12 protein-coding genes are annotated in these 15,095 nt (G+C 38.0%); 10 read left to right on the plus strand and 2 right to left on the minus strand.

Annotation, left to right across the window (positions count from 1 at the left end; translation table 11 throughout):
- Positions 1-210 precede the first annotated feature (210 nt).
- The 6 genes from rpsL to HEQ36_RS15740 all read left to right on the plus strand — a co-directional run bounded on the left by rpsL (position 211) and on the right by HEQ36_RS15740 (position 6,234).
- Positions 211-594: a 30S ribosomal protein S12 gene (gene rpsL / locus HEQ36_RS15715; RefSeq protein ID WP_015078104.1), complete on the plus strand. Its 384-nt coding sequence runs from the start codon at positions 211-213 to the stop codon at positions 592-594.
- 381 nt (positions 595-975) lie between these two features.
- Positions 976-1,446, plus strand: coding sequence for a 30S ribosomal protein S7 (gene rpsG / locus HEQ36_RS15720; protein WP_027402058.1), 471 nt, complete (start codon positions 976-978; stop codon positions 1,444-1,446).
- Positions 1,447-1,624: 178 nt separating this feature from the next.
- Positions 1,625-3,703, plus strand: coding sequence for an elongation factor G (gene fusA, locus HEQ36_RS15725; RefSeq protein ID WP_168634944.1), 2,079 nt, complete (start codon positions 1,625-1,627; stop codon positions 3,701-3,703).
- 22 nt (positions 3,704-3,725) lie between these two features.
- The gene (gene tuf, locus HEQ36_RS15730) at positions 3,726-4,955 is read left to right on the plus strand and encodes an elongation factor Tu (protein WP_168634945.1); all 1,230 of its coding nucleotides are present in this window, start codon (positions 3,726-3,728) and stop codon (positions 4,953-4,955) included.
- Positions 4,956-5,119: 164 nt separating this feature from the next.
- Complete coding sequence (rpsJ, locus tag HEQ36_RS15735) at positions 5,120-5,437, plus strand: 30S ribosomal protein S10 (protein ID WP_015113498.1); 318 nt, start codon at positions 5,120-5,122, stop codon at positions 5,435-5,437.
- A gap of 146 nt (positions 5,438-5,583) precedes the next feature.
- Positions 5,584-6,234: an LON peptidase substrate-binding domain-containing protein gene (locus HEQ36_RS15740; RefSeq protein WP_053538423.1), complete on the plus strand. Its 651-nt coding sequence runs from the start codon at positions 5,584-5,586 to the stop codon at positions 6,232-6,234.
- Between the two features lie 12 nt (positions 6,235-6,246).
- Here the strand turns inward: HEQ36_RS15740 and HEQ36_RS15745 are convergent, their stop codons facing one another.
- Entirely contained in the window at positions 6,247-6,480 is a 234-nt protein-coding gene (locus HEQ36_RS15745) for a WD40 repeat domain-containing protein (protein ID WP_168634946.1), read from the minus strand.
- 51 nt (positions 6,481-6,531) lie between these two features.
- The gene (locus HEQ36_RS15750; RefSeq protein WP_205748389.1) at positions 6,532-6,810 is read right to left on the minus strand and encodes a hypothetical protein; all 279 of its coding nucleotides are present in this window, start codon (positions 6,808-6,810) and stop codon (positions 6,532-6,534) included.
- Positions 6,811-7,928: 1,118 nt separating this feature from the next.
- On the opposite strand from HEQ36_RS15750, the gene HEQ36_RS15755 reads away from it, so the two are divergent.
- The 4 genes from HEQ36_RS15755 (at position 7,929) to HEQ36_RS15770 (ending at position 14,777) form a co-directional block, all read left to right on the plus strand.
- Positions 7,929-8,963, plus strand: a complete 1,035-nt coding sequence (locus tag HEQ36_RS15755; RefSeq protein ID WP_168634947.1) for a helix-turn-helix transcriptional regulator — start codon at positions 7,929-7,931, stop codon at positions 8,961-8,963.
- Positions 8,964-9,790: 827 nt separating this feature from the next.
- Positions 9,791-11,155, plus strand: a complete 1,365-nt coding sequence (locus HEQ36_RS15760) for an AAA-like domain-containing protein (protein WP_205748390.1) — start codon at positions 9,791-9,793, stop codon at positions 11,153-11,155.
- 365 nt (positions 11,156-11,520) lie between these two features.
- Positions 11,521-13,650: an AAA-like domain-containing protein gene (locus HEQ36_RS15765; RefSeq protein ID WP_053538419.1), complete on the plus strand. Its 2,130-nt coding sequence runs from the start codon at positions 11,521-11,523 to the stop codon at positions 13,648-13,650.
- A gap of 590 nt (positions 13,651-14,240) precedes the next feature.
- Positions 14,241-14,777: a GNAT family N-acetyltransferase gene (locus tag HEQ36_RS15770; RefSeq protein WP_168637127.1), complete on the plus strand. Its 537-nt coding sequence runs from the start codon at positions 14,241-14,243 to the stop codon at positions 14,775-14,777.
- Positions 14,778-15,095: the final 318 nt, after the last annotated feature.

Raw genomic sequence — 15,095 nt, forward strand, 5'->3', positions numbered from 1 at the left:
CCCCCAACTCCCCCAACTCCCCCAACTCCCCCAACTCCCCCAACTCCCCCAACTCCCCCAACTTCCCCAACTCCCCCAACTCCCCCTACTTCCCCTACTTCCCCTGTTCCCTATTCCCTCCCAAAAATGATTGACAGAAAATCAAAAAAAAAGATATAATCAGGATTTGTTAAAACTTAGATCATAAAGCAGCTTCACGCGCTGTAACTCATGCCAACAATACAGCAGCTAATACGTAGTGAACGCGAACTAGCGCGTCAAAAAACCAAGTCCCCTGCTCTGAAGCAATGCCCGCAACGGCGAGGCGTTTGCACCAGAGTATACACAACTACACCTAAAAAGCCTAACTCAGCACTCCGCAAGGTAGCCAGGGTAAGACTTACCTCTGGATTTGAAGTAACAGCTTACATCCCAGGTATCGGTCATAACTTACAAGAACATTCCGTAGTTATGATTCGTGGTGGTCGGGTCAAAGACTTGCCCGGAGTTAGATACCACATTATCCGTGGCACATTAGATACAGCCGGAGTTAAAGACCGCAAACAAGGCCGTTCCAAATATGGAACTAAGCTCCCAAAAGCAGGTAAAAAATAGGTAGGCGGCGGTTAATCGCGTTAAATACGGTTAATCGTCCTCCCTGCAAACTGCGTAATAAACCAGCAGTAACGAATTTTTTTTCAGAAAATCAAACTGGATCTGGCATAAAAACAAGTTGTATGAGTTTGGAGAAGATAATCTTGTCAACGATAACAGCACTTTAATCTAAATTTTAAAGTTGATTACGTTGTCGTCTTCTGTGTCTGGTAGCAGATAATAAGTGAATTAATTCAGCCTCCTCTCAACTGATAGCGATCGCATGGCGCAAGCCATAAAGGAAAATGCAGGAAAAATCAGCGGCTAATTAAACCGCTTTTAGTTTCCTGTGTTCTGATAGCATATAATTTCGTGGTCAAATTCCGTATTCAAGGATGAAGTATGTCTCGTCGTGGTGTTAGTCAAAGGCGTGCAGTCCCGCCTGACTCAGTGTATAATAGTCGCCTAATCAGCATGATGATGCGACGGATAATGCGTCATGGCAAAAAATCAATTGCCGCAAGAATAGTTTATGACGCTTTGAAAACTATTGAAGAACGCACTGGTGGAAGTCCATTAGAAACTTTTGAAAAAGCAGTGCGTAACGCTACACCATTAGTAGAAGTAAAAGCTCGCCGAGTTGGTGGAGCAACTTACCAAGTACCAATGGAAGTACGTACAGATCGCGGTACTACCCTAGCGTTGCGGTGGTTGGTGCAGTATTCTCGCCAACGTCCAGGAAGAACTATGGCTGGGAGACTAGCTAATGAATTAATGGATGCTGCGAATGAAACTGGTAGTGCTATTCGTAAGCGCGAAGAAACACATCGGATGGCGGAAGCGAACAAAGCGTTTGCACATTATCGTTACTAACTAGAAAAACGATATATCGTCTTCTCGTGTGCGGTATATCGTAGAATTTATAGCTAATGCCCAAAAAGGCAACTGCCTAGCTAGGCTAACAAAAAAAGACGGTTTTCCGTAAAAGTATAGAATCTTAACAAAGAGTAATATACGAGATATCATGAGGCGACAACGTTAGGAGGTAACTGTGGCACGCACGAACCCGCTAGAGAAAGTACGCAATATCGGCATTGCGGCGCATATAGATGCGGGCAAAACAACGACAACAGAGAGAATATTATTTTACTCTGGGATCATTCATAAAATTGGCGAAGTTCACGAAGGAACTGCTGTTACAGACTGGATGGAACAGGAACGGGAGCGGGGAATTACCATCACTGCTGCTGCCATTAGTACCAGTTGGAATGATCATCAAATTAACATTATTGATACTCCCGGTCACGTGGACTTCACAATTGAAGTTGAACGTTCCATGCGAGTATTAGATGGTGTAATCGCTGTATTTTGTTCCGTAGGTGGTGTCCAACCACAATCAGAAACAGTATGGCGACAAGCAGACCGCTATAAAGTCCCTCGCATTGCCTTTATTAATAAGATGGATCGCACTGGTGCGAACTTCTATAGAGTGCATGACCAAATGGTCGATCGCTTGCGAGCTAACGCCATTGCTATTCAACTGCCTATCGGTAGTGAAACTGAATTTAAAGGGATTATAGACTTGGTGAAAATGTGTGCATATATGTACACAAACGATCAAGGAACTGATATCCAAACCATAGAAATTCCCGCCGAACTAGCCGAAAAAGCAGCCCAATACCGCACCAAGTTGGTAGAAGCAGTATCAGAAACTGATGACACGCTGATGAATAAGTACTTCGATGGCGAAGAACTGACAGAAGCAGAAATCCGTACTGCTCTCCGTAAAGGAACAATTGCTGGGACAATCGTACCAGTGCTTTGCGGTTCAGCCTTTAAGAACAAAGGCGTGCAATTGATGTTGGATGCGGTGATAGATTACCTACCATCACCACTGGAAGTTCCACCAATTCAAGGCACACTGCTCAACGGTGATCCCGTTGAACGTCATGCTGATGATGAAGAACCATTATCAGCTTTGGCATTTAAGATTATGGCTGATCCTTACGGTCGCCTCACCTTCGTTCGTGTTTATTCTGGGGTGCTGAAGAAAGGTAGTTACGTTCTTAACGTCAGCAAGAATAAAAAAGAACGGATCTCTCGGTTAGTGCTGATGAAAGCAGATGACCGACAAGACGTAGATGAACTACGGGCGGGTGATTTAGGTGCTGCTTTGGGATTGAAAGACACATTGACAGGTGATACCCTTTGTGATGAAGGTTTCCCAGTAATTCTGGAATCCCTGTTTATTCCTGAACCTGTGATCTCGGTAGCGGTTGAACCCAAAACCAAGAACGACATGGATAAGCTTTCCAAAGCGCTGCAATCTTTGAGTGAAGAAGACCCCACCTTCCGTGTGCGTGTTGATCCAGAAACCAACCAAACCGTAATTGCGGGCATGGGAGAATTGCACCTAGAAATTCTCGTAGATCGGATGTTACGGGAATTTAAAGTAGAAGCAAACGTTGGTGCGCCCCAAGTGGCTTACCGCGAAACCATTCGCAAAGCCGTCGAGAAAATTGATGGTAAATTTATCCGCCAGAGTGGTGGTAAGGGTCAGTACGGTCACGTGGTGATCAATTTAGAACCAGGTGAACCCGGTACAGGTTTTGTCTTTGTTTCTAAAATTGTCGGTGGGATTGTACCTAAAGAGTACATAGGACCGGCTGAACAGGGCATGAAAGAATGTTGTGAATCTGGTATTTTAGCCGGATATCCACTCATTGATGTCAAAGCCACATTAATACATGGTTCTTACCATGATGTAGACTCTTCAGAAATGGCTTTCAAAATTGCCGGTTCTATGGCAATCAAGGAAGCGGCTACAAAAGCCTCTCCTGTGATCTTAGAGCCGATCATGAAAGTTGAAGTTGAAGTACCTGAAGACTACATCGGTAACGTGATTGGTGATTTAATCTCCCGTCGGGGACAGATTGAAAGCCAAAGCACTGAACAGGGACTGGCAAAAGTGGTATCGAAAGTTCCATTGGCAACCATGTTTGGTTATGCCACTGATATCCGGTCGAAAACCCAAGGTCGAGGTATCTTTACAATGGAGTTTAGTACCTACGAAGAGGTGCCTCGCAGCGTGGCTGAGGGCATCATTTCAAAAAGTAAAGGGAACGCTTAATTAAAAAAGGAAACGATTATTCATGGCACGCGCAAAGTTTGAAAGAAATAAACCTCACGTTAATATCGGTACTGTTGGTCACGTTGACCACGGCAAAACTACTTTAACAGCAGCCATTACAATGACCTTAGCGGCTATGGGTAACGCTGTGGCTAAAGGCTATGACCAAATTGATAATGCACCTGAAGAAAAGGCACGGGGTATTACAATCAATACTGCCCACGTTGAGTATGAAACCGAAAAACGCCACTATGCTCACGTAGATTGTCCTGGACACGCTGACTATGTGAAAAACATGATCACTGGTGCGGCGCAAATGGATGGAGGCATCCTCGTAGTTGCAGCCACAGATGGTCCTATGCCCCAAACCCGTGAACACATCCTCTTGGCAAAACAAGTGGGTGTTCCTAGTCTGGTCGTCTTCTTGAACAAGGAAGATATGATGGATGACGAGGAATTGCTGGAATTGGTAGAAATGGAATTGCGGGAACTGCTCACCGACTATGATTTCGATGGTGACAATATTCCCATTATCAAAGGTTCAGGTCTACAAGCTCTGCAAGCAATGACTGAGAATCCTAAAACCCAGCGCGGTGAGAATAAGTGGGTAGATAAGATCTATGAATTGATGGATGCTGTAGATGCTTACATTCCCACTCCTGAGCGGGCTATAGATAAGCCCTTCTTGATGGCTGTAGAAGATGTGTTCACCATCACAGGTCGCGGTACTGTGGCTACTGGACGGATTGAGCGTGGTGTTGTTAAAGTCGGTGATACTGTAGAATTGGTAGGTATCAGAGATACCAAGACTACCGCAGTCACTGGGATCGAAATGTTCAAGAAGAGCCTTGATCAAGGTATGGCTGGGGATAACGCGGGTGTACTACTACGCGGTATGAAAAAGGAAGACATTGAGCGGGGTATGGTAATAGCTAAACCAGGCTCAATTACACCTCACACTCAGTTTGAAGGTGAAGTTTACGTTTTAACAGAGAAAGAAGGTGGTCGGAAAACACCATTTTTCTCCGGTTATCGTCCTCAGTTCTATGTGCGGACAACTGATGTAACTGGTACAATCAAAGCCTTTACCGATAGTGATGGTAAAGATGTGGAAATGGTTATGCCTGGCGATAACATCAAGGTAACAGTAGAATTGATCAATGCGATCGCTATTGAACAAGGTATGCGCTTCGCTATTCGTGAAGGTGGACGGACTATCGGTGCTGGCGTTGTCGCTAAAATCTTGAAATAACACTCACCTTTTTGCTCTTATTCAAAAGGAGTAGAGATGAATTATATAATCTCTGCTCCTTTCTATTCCCATAAACAATTTTAAATTTCAGATTTGGGATGGAATTTAACATCTAAAAATCTAAAATCTAAAGTCTAAAATTTACCGAACCTGGAAAACTAAAAATGGCAACTCTACAGCAGCAGAAGATTAGAATTCGCTTGAAGGCATTTGACCGACGTTTATTAGATACATCTTGCGAGAAGATTGTAGACACCGCTAACCGTACCAACGCCACAGCTATCGGACCAATTCCTTTACCCACAAAACGCAAGATATATTGCGTACTGCGATCGCCTCACGTAGATAAAGATTCCCGCGAACACTTTGAAACCCGCACCCATCGCCGGATTATTGACATTTACCAGCCTTCTTCTAAAACTATTGATGCACTCATGAAGCTGGATTTGCCTTCTGGTGTAGATATTGAAGTCAAATTGTAAGTTTGTCATTAGTCAATAAATAAGATCCCCGACTTTTTAGAAAAGTCGGGGATCTCTTGTTTTCTTAATGATAAAATATAAACAAAGTGCGGGTAAATTAGAGAACAATATAATACTTTAAGAATACAATTTATACTCAAATAACCATGACATCTTCCTCTAAAATTGCAGTGCGTGAACTACCTCTATTCCCATTACCCGAAGTGGTTCTATTTCCGACTAGACCATTACCTCTACATATCTTTGAATTTCGCTACAGAATCATGATGAATACGATTTTGGAGAGCGATCGCCGATTTGGGGTATTGATGATTGATCCCACCAAAGGGACAATTGCTAATGTTGGTTGTTGTGCGGAAATTCTTCATTATCAGCGGCTACCCGATGACAGAATCAAGCTATTAGCTTTAGGACAACAAAGATTTCGGGTGTTAGAATATGTCCGCGAAAAGCCCTATCGCGTCGGTTTGGTAGAATGGATTGAAGATCAACCGCCAGCTAAGGATTTACGTCCTTTAGCTTCAGATGTAGAACAACTATTGCGGGATGTAGTTCGTCTTTCGTCCAAGTTAACAGAACAAGAAATTGAATTACCAAACGATTTACCAGATTTACCCACAGAACTATCTTATTGGATAGCGAGTAATCTCTATGGTGTTGCTCCCGAACAGCAAGCATTATTAGAAATCCAGGATACAGTTGCTCGTTTAGAACGAGAAGCGGAAATTCTCACTTCTACTCGTAATCATTTAGCAGCGCGTTCTGTGCTTAAAGATACGTTTAATGAGATGGAATAAACTGACCAAACTTTAGACTTTCAAAGTTTGTACACAGCATCCAGTTTCCAGATTCCACAACTTGATTGTGTTATCTTCACTTGCTGTGGCTAAGATTTGCTCTGTGGGATGAAAAGCAACACTCCATACACAAGCATTATGTCCTTCTAGAGTTTGCACACATTTTCCTGTGGCTAGATGCCATACTTTAACTATATGGTCATTGTTAGCACTTGCAATAAATTGAGCGTCAGGACTAAAAGCCATCGGCTTAAAAATGCTAATATGTCTATTAAATTGTTGTTTACTATTGCTGATTTATTGTTCCTGTATAATTCGCTTCAAGACTTTGTGCAGGTTGCTTTTGGTGACTTTTTCTCCTAAAGCTTGGGAGAGCGATCGCCATAGTTCTGAGCCAACGTCTTTAATGTAACCAAGATCGTAATCGGAATCTATAGCCATGTCTAAGTACGTCTGTCCAGTCCAAGACTGACGGAATACAATCTCTTGAACTGTTCTCAAGCGTCCCCGCTTTAATAACTGTTCAACTAGTACAAGAGCTTCTCTATCCGTAATTATCACTTCTTCAATGGTCATTTACTCTTTTGGCAAAGTTAGTATTACAAGGGTGAGTTGATTGTTGTATTATACGGAGTGCGTGATTTGGTTCTTGTGACATATTTATTTAGTCACAATAGTGACATAAAAACCTCGTCGTTGTCAACGCATAAAAGTAAATTTTAAATATAGGGGAACACCAAAAAATAAATTACCCAATTTTGTGGGATGGGCATCCTGCCCGTCCTTGATGATTAGCGGGCTTTTCGTCCCCCACCACAAGAAATTTTTGGGTATTTTTTTAATTGGAAGTCCCTAGGCTCCTATTTGATTTTGATACAAGTAGGTGGGCGTTAAAAATTGTCGTTGGGGCAAGGGAACAGGGAACAGGGAAGAGGAAGAGAGTTTTGAGTGATTTTACTTTTCTTCACATACCTTTAAATTTTCTGTTCACCTACTTACTGAAAACGGTTAATAGTTTAACCAAATATGAAACCCCTCTGGTAAGTAGTGGGACAGAATTAATTACACAATGTCATTGCGTAAGCGTTGCGTGGCGTTAGCCATATGGAACGAAGTGAAATGAAGCAATCGCAAGGGTTGTGATTGCTTCGCTTCGCTCACAATGACTGTAAATATTTTGGTCCAATTACTTAAACCTCTCCCCGCACCTCTCCCTAACCCTCTCCTAAGAGGAGAGGGAAAAGGAATAATATTTAATACTGGAGAGGCTTTGAACTTGTTCTTTGTAAGTAGTGGGACAGAATTAATTACACAATGTCATTGCGTAAGCACAGCGTGGCGTTAGCCATATGGAACGAAGTAAAATGAAGCAATCGCAAGGGTTGTGATTGCTTCGCTTCGCTCGCAATGACTGTAAATATTTTTGTCCAATTACTTATGATAAAAAGGTCCAGCTTCTAGCAGTTTTGAGTATAGCTTGCGTAGCATAGCCATACGTCGGGAGTTTCAGATCCCCGACTTCTCTAAGCAGTGGAGGATATTTCAGCAAAAAGGTCAACATTCTTACAAAAAAATGCCCTCACAGACGACTTTTATGGCTTACGCTACGCTATCAGCAAACCCTATATAGAAGTTAGGAATAATTTTAATAAAAATAGTCACGTCTGTGAATAAAATCCTGGTATAATCAAAAGATGAACCAACAACAGTTTGAACTTATATTTGAAAACCTGACAACCAGACCAAAGGAAGTCTTGCAAAGGATATTAGCGGGTGAAACAGATGCAGATATAGCAGTAGCTATGGAAATTGGAGAGCCTACAGTCAGAAAACATATTGAAAGAATATGTGAAAAATTTGGACTGAGGAGTGAACATACTGATAGTCGCCGCTACAAACGCTCAGAGTTAGTGACACTGGTTGCTAAGTATAAGCCTAACTTACTAACTGAATATCAGCTTAAATTTACAGATAAAGTAGCAGAAATTACAGATAAAGATGACAATAATATCTGCGAATTTATATTACAATTACTATCAGTCAACCAACCCATAAATGAAGAATTTAAGAAATTTATACTGCGTTTTAATTGCAATGAGCAGGAGAAGAAACAAATTGCTAAATCTCTGAATAAAACCGGATATCAACACTATTTGAATAGTGATCTTAACACAGCCTTATCCTATTTAAAATTAGCAATTGAATTTAAACCTGATTTAGCAGCGGCTCATTATAATTTGGGAGCAACTTACGAAAAAATAGATCATTGGACTCAAGCTTGTGAACATTATAAAATTGCTATGCAATATCAAAATCGGGCTGGAGAAGCTGCAATTAATAATTTAGCTCGATTGGAAATTTTACAAGGAAATAGTTCTGCTGCTGTGGAAATGATTTCGCCAATTTTATCAAAGGTTAAAGATCATACAGTCAAAGCTGCATTACATAAAAACCTTGGTTGGGCTTATTTTCAGCAAAATTTTTATGAACAAGCAAAACAGCATTTATTCATATCTTTAGAATTGGAAAATGATTATGTTCCAGCCTATTGTTTATTAGCACAAGTCCAAGCAGCAGTAGGAGATAAAGAAAATTCTCTAATATTCTGGAGAAAATTCTTAGAATCTTATTCCCAAGAGCAAGAATTAAAAAGTGTTCAATGGCATTTACCAGAACTAGAAATTTGGAAACTTGATGCTATGAGAAATATTATGGAAACAGCGATATAAATATGACTTACGCACAAGTCACAAAAGAATGAACCACGTTCGCGTAGCGTCCCGCAGGGATAGGAACGAAGGACACGATGGAAAGAGAGTTTAAGAGGTTGTTTGAAAAGTCATGATTGTTGTATCAAATGTTTTACCCCTCCCTAACCCTCCCCTTATAAAGGGGAGGGAACTGGATTTTTATTGTTTCCCCCCTTTACAAGCTATCGTGTAGACACAAGTTAAATTACCCCCCTTTCCCCTTATAAAGGGGGGTAACAATGTGATGAAAATTACGGGATACCACTTTAAAAACATCCTCTGAGAGATATTTTGCGTAAGTCCTAATAAATAGGAAAATCGCTGTAATTTTTTTCGATATAATATCAATTGGGAGGAACGATTGGATCATCATCCTCATCATCACCATTAATAATGTTTCCTATCATTGATAATGTAAATATCATGGCTCATTTCTCCATTGAGATTAATTGATGAATAAATCAAGAAGAAGCGAGGGTACCCATTTTGCTGTTTAAGTTTCTTGTTTCATATCTTTTGATTTGATGTTTTTATTATGGGTGGATTTGGAGAAAGTTCAAACACTAAAAAATAGGGAATATTTATCTAGGTTTAGCAGCAATTTAAACTCAAATCAGTAGTAAAAAATAAGTGGGAGTTATATTTATTAATTAAAAAGTAGGGAAAAGTAAGGTAGAACAATAAGATCCCCAAGATCCCCGACTTCTTAAAGAAGTCGGGGATCTGACCCATAAATTAGGATAATTGCTTGATCCAATAATCAAATTACGGTAAAATAATGAACATTGATTTTATGTATATTATTTATGTCTTTCAAAGTAGATATATCTTGGGAGCAAATTCAAGAATTTGTGGATGAAATTGTATGGAAATATACTGACAAACATCTAAGCGATGTGGAAGTACAGGTACTCAAAGGAAGTTGGGAAGGGAAAAGGTATGAAGATATTGCTACAGCACTACATTTAACTACTACATATATTCAAAATGATGTTGGTGCTAAATTATGGAAAAAGCTCACAGATATTATTGGAGAACCAGTGAGTAAAAGTAATTTTCGTCAAGCACTGTATCGGGAAAGAGAAAAACGAAAAACACCACAAATAGTTTTATCTATGAACAGACTGGAACTTCCTCATAACCCAGTATCCCTAAATTCTCCCTTTTATGTAGAGCGATACTCCATTGAGTCTCAAAATTATACGATTGAATCTTTATGTTATCAAGCGATCGCTCAACCTGCTGCACTTATTCGCATCAAAGCACCAAGACAGATGGGAAAAACCTCACTACTTGACAGAATTTTAGCTCAATCACGTAAATATGATTATCTAACAGTACGCATAAATCTACAAGATGTAGATGAATCAAACTTTAGCAATTTAGATAATTTTTTACGTTGGTTTTGTACGTACATTAGCCTAGAATTAGGGATTACAGATCGGGTTGATGATTTTTGGAAGCAGCCTATTGGTAGTAAAATTAGTTGTAAAACCTATCTACAAAACTACATTCTTAAAGAAATTAATAGTCCTTTAGTGTTAGCTTGTGATGAAATAGATCGAGTTTTTAACTACCCTCAAATTTCTCAAGACTTTTTTGGACTATTGCGAAGCTGTCATGAAGAAGCTAATAATCGAGATATTTGGAAACAACTGCGATTAGTTGTGGTGCATTCCACCGAAAATTATGGATTATTAGATATCAACCATTCACCTTTTAATGTGGGAGAACCAGTAGAATTAACGGAGTTTACCGCAGAACAAGTACAAGATTTAGCACAGCGTCATCAACTTAATTGGAATCATAGTTTAGTGCAAAAATTGATGGCTATGATAGGAGGTCATCCATATTTAGTTCGGATAGCATTTTATCACCTCGCTCAACCTGCTCCCGGAAAGTGGGGAGATATCAAACAGTTATTGCGAGATGCTCCTACAGATGTGGGTATTTATACTCAGCATTTACGTCGGCTATTGGGAATGCTCAGGGAAAATACAAGACTAGCAGCAGCATTCACAAAGGTTATTAGCACTACTGAACCAGCACAATTAGATTCCATACTTGGATATCAATTGTACAGCATAGGACTAATTAAATGGCAAAATAATCAAGTTATGCCTCGCTGTGAGTTGTACCGTCAGTATTTTGGAGAAAGGTTGGAAAGTTGACAGTCTCAATGTGTAAGTATTCAGCTATAGCACTCGTTTATACCCAGATCCCCGACTTCTGACATCAATTTATAATTTGTGGACACAATAAGTAATTAGACAAAAATATTTACAGTCATTGGGAGGGAAGGGAAGCAATCACAACCCTGGCGATTGCTTCATTTCACTTCGTTTCATATGACTAACGCCACGCTGCGCGAACAGAATGACATTGGGTATTTCTTTCTGTGGAGTTCTCTAAATAAAAGAAGTCGGGGATCTTATCACCCCACCTGAATTCTTACCTCAATGTGATATAGTAATCCCATCTAAGTTGTAACAATTAATTTTTATTATCCACACAAATGAACTCTGGCGTATCAATTATGTCAGCTTTTAATTATTACAAAGTTGGGGGTAGTTTACCATCTGACATTCCCAGCTATGTAAAACGACAAGCAGATGAAGAACTGTATCAAGGTTTAAAAAATGGAGATTTTTGTTGTGTGTTCAATTCTCGACAAATGGGAAAATCTAGCTTGCGGGTACAAACTAGAGAAAAACTTGAGTATACAGGAATAAGATGTACTTCCATTGATATGACAACTATTGGTAGCTGTGAATCCACTGCTGAAAATTTCTATGCGGGTATAACCTTTGAATTGTGGAATGGTTTTTTTGATGACTCATCTACTTTTTCTCAATGGTGGGAAAACCATATATTTTTGTCACCAGTGCAGCGATTAAGTCAGTTTATTGACAAAGTTTTATTAACCAAATTACCTCAAGATATTGTTATTTTTATTGATGAAATTGATAACCTAATTAACAGAGAAACTAAAGATGAATTTTTAGAATTTATTCGTGCTTGCTATAATCAACGTGCAGAAAAAACAGAATATAAACGAGTTACTTTTTGTTTACTGGGAGTGGTAACACCATCAGATTTAAAGGATAAAATGGGTACACCATTTAATATTGGTAGAACAATTGAGTTGACTGGGTTCAAAATACAAGAAGTGATCCCATCTTTATCTCAAGGATTGCTTGAAAAGGTAGATGATCCTGAAATTGTTTTAGAACAGATATTATATTGGACTGGAGGACAACCATTTCTAACTCAAAAACTATGCAAATTAATTATTGAAAAAGCTGAAACCCGAAAGCCTAATATTAATAATCTAGTGCAAAATTATATTATTAAAAATTGGGAATTTCAAGACGAACCGGAACATTTAAGAACTATTAGGAATCGGCTGATTGCGGAGAAGGAACTTATTTATAAAAAGTTAGAAATTTATAGACAAATATTGAGAAGTTACAGCATAGATACTGATGATACACCGGAAAAAATGGCATTAAGATTGTCAGGACTGGTAGTTAAACAACAAGGAAAAATGAGTATTTATAACCCTATATATGAAAAAGTTTTTAATGAAGATTGGATTGATAAACAATTATCTTTAATATCAGTATCTCCCTCATCAGAGATAAATTCTGATTCAAAAAATATCAAATTTTTAAACAAATTTTTGAGTCATGGTGTATTAGCAACTATAGCAATTATTCTATCTGTAATTAGTGGTACATCACTATCTTTTTCATATATAATAATTGACAGTAACCCTTGGCAGCTTGCATTTAATCAAAATGGAATGGGAGTGATATATGAATTTATTCGTACTTGTTTTTTATTAATGTTAGAAGTGTATTTAGTAGGTTATGAATTTAAGCAAGATGTCATTCATTTGATCTTGGATAAAAAGTTTGTTTTCAGACGCAAGGTAATGTTTTCTATAGCCTTAATATTTTTAACTATTGTGCTATTTCATCACTTGTGGTATGCTCCTCATGAATTATTGGCAAATGATCAAGTTAGCAACAATGAATATTTTGATAGTTATCTACTACCCTATATATGTTATTTGCCATATTCCTTAATTAACTTTATTTGTATAGGTTCTGTTTTAGCCAATTTGAGTATAAATATTGTGATAGAAGATTGTAAGCGGATTGGTCTAAAAATGCAAGAATATAAAAACTATCTAGGAGAAATTAGTAAGGATTCAGGAAAATATACTGCTGAGGATATTTCTGTGATTAATCAGGGAATTATTCAGCAATTAAAGCAAATATATTTAGAGTTTGGTCGAAAAACTCAACCGCATCTTAATCTATTTTTAGGGATTCAAATTGCTATTTCTACATTGGATACAAGTAATTTTTCAAAAAGTGCCTATACATGGACACAATTATTTCTTACATTTAGCTTAGTTCCTCCTATAAGTACATTGATTCTATGGGGATTATTAGGATACAATAAAATATTAGATCAAACTAACGAAGTTTTATTTAATTTAAACTGTGATTTCAGTGAAATTGAAAAAAAGTATAATCCTTTAAATTTGTTAAAGAAAATTTTTATATCAAATTTTTTCTTTTGGATAATTTGTATAATATTTTTATTAAAAATAATCTATTTGATATTTACGTCTTATTTCAAATGGTCTAGTTGATATATATAGCGGTTCTTACAGGATGTTTTAAAAGTGGTATTCCGTAATTTTCATCACATTGCTACCCCCCTTTCCCCTTGTAAAGGGGGGAAACAATAAAAATCCAGTTCCCTCCCCTTTACAAGGGCAGGGTTAGGGAGGGGTAAAAAATATTTGATACATCAACCATAACTTTTCAAACACCCTCTTAGTTGAGTGAAATACAAGAACCCCACCCCCCAACCCCCTCCCCGCAAGCGAGGAGGGGGCTATAATATATCTCATGTGGATACTGCTATAGAATTTTGTGGTTCTAATAGGAAATTTTTCGGCGTTGGTGAATGAAACTATGAATTAGTCTCACGCAAAGGCGCAAAGATTAAGAGTTTCAGGAAGGGAATTTTTGATTTTCATACCTCAGAGGATATTTGAAAAGTATCAGAATTAATCGAGATCCCCCCAACCCCCCTTTGTAAGGGGGGCTAAATTCCTCAAAGTCCCCCTTTTCAAGGGGGATTTAGGGGGATCTGCGGGTGTCAGATCCCACACGAAAAAGTTTTCAAACAACCTCTCAATTCAGCAATACCAATTTTTCACTACCTCCTTGATTTATGTTCAAAATCTCCAAAAGAAAAGTTACAAAAGCAGAAGCAGAGTTACTTGTTAGACAAATAAAACTAACACCTAATATTATGGGTTATTCATTAACGGAATGGATGTCAGCCGAATATATTATAGTTGCGGAAGATGAAAATGGTAAGATGGTAGGAGCTTGTTTAAATTATGATTTTCATACAAATTGGCATAAGATAGCTGCATTATTTGTGATGGAAGAATATAGGGGTATGGGTTTGGGAAAAATGTTATTTTATGAATCATATCAGGATGCGATAATTAGGGGGAAAAATATATATACGATGAGTATTAATGAAATTGTGATCAAAATGATGCAGGATTTAGATTTTTTGACTTTTAATAGTTTATTACAAATGCCAAGAATAACTAATGGAGATAAGTTAATATTTTATTTCCATTCTCTTCTATGGTTGATGAATTTTTACAGGGTTAAGGAAATTATCAGAAAAACCATAGTTTATAACCATCACAAAACTTTTGTTTATGGAATCAAGTATTGCAGTAGTAAATGATAATATTTTTATTAATTTATATGTATATAGGTTTGTCTATGTAGTTTCTAACTAAGCAAAGCTCTTTTTGATGTAAGTATTATGCTCTAGCACGATATTAGATTAATTTATAAGTATATGTATAAATAGTAAGTTTTGTTTATTTAAAACTACAATTAAGAAAGAAAAATTGCAGTTTATTACAGCATACATTGCAGAGTATAGTCTTTTTTTATTTAAAAAGTTTACATAAATTTACTTATCAAAAATATCCGACCTTTTCCGACCTTTAATTTTTATACATAGCTGTAGAGTATTGACATGAATAAATTGGAGTAC

It is taken from the genome of Anabaena sp. 54, assembly GCF_017355725.1.
Classification (GTDB): Bacteria; Cyanobacteriota; Cyanobacteriia; order Cyanobacteriales; family Nostocaceae; genus Dolichospermum; species Dolichospermum heterosporum.

What these genes read in the sequence shown, in the direction of transcription:
- tuf (WP_168634945.1), top strand. Translation starts at nt 3,726, where the DNA reads ATGGCACGCGCAAAGTTTGAAAGAAATAAACCTCACGTTAATATCGGT.
- rpsJ (WP_015113498.1), top strand. Translation starts at nt 5,120, where the DNA reads ATGGCAACTCTACAGCAGCAGAAGATTAGAATTCGCTTGAAGGCATTT.
- HEQ36_RS15755 (WP_168634947.1), top strand. Translation starts at nt 7,929, where the DNA reads ATGAACCAACAACAGTTTGAACTTATATTTGAAAACCTGACAACCAGA.
- HEQ36_RS15750 (WP_205748389.1), bottom strand. Translation starts at nt 6,810, where the DNA reads ATGACCATTGAAGAAGTGATAATTACGGATAGAGAAGCTCTTGTACTA.
- rpsG (WP_027402058.1), top strand. Translation starts at nt 976, where the DNA reads ATGTCTCGTCGTGGTGTTAGTCAAAGGCGTGCAGTCCCGCCTGACTCA.
- HEQ36_RS15770 (WP_168637127.1), top strand. Translation starts at nt 14,241, where the DNA reads ATGTTCAAAATCTCCAAAAGAAAAGTTACAAAAGCAGAAGCAGAGTTA.
- rpsL (WP_015078104.1), top strand. Translation starts at nt 211, where the DNA reads ATGCCAACAATACAGCAGCTAATACGTAGTGAACGCGAACTAGCGCGT.
- HEQ36_RS15765 (WP_053538419.1), top strand. Translation starts at nt 11,521, where the DNA reads ATGTCAGCTTTTAATTATTACAAAGTTGGGGGTAGTTTACCATCTGAC.
- HEQ36_RS15745 (WP_168634946.1), bottom strand. Translation starts at nt 6,480, where the DNA reads ATGGCTTTTAGTCCTGACGCTCAATTTATTGCAAGTGCTAACAATGAC.
- HEQ36_RS15760 (WP_205748390.1), top strand. Translation starts at nt 9,791, where the DNA reads ATGTCTTTCAAAGTAGATATATCTTGGGAGCAAATTCAAGAATTTGTG.
- HEQ36_RS15740 (WP_053538423.1), top strand. Translation starts at nt 5,584, where the DNA reads ATGACATCTTCCTCTAAAATTGCAGTGCGTGAACTACCTCTATTCCCA.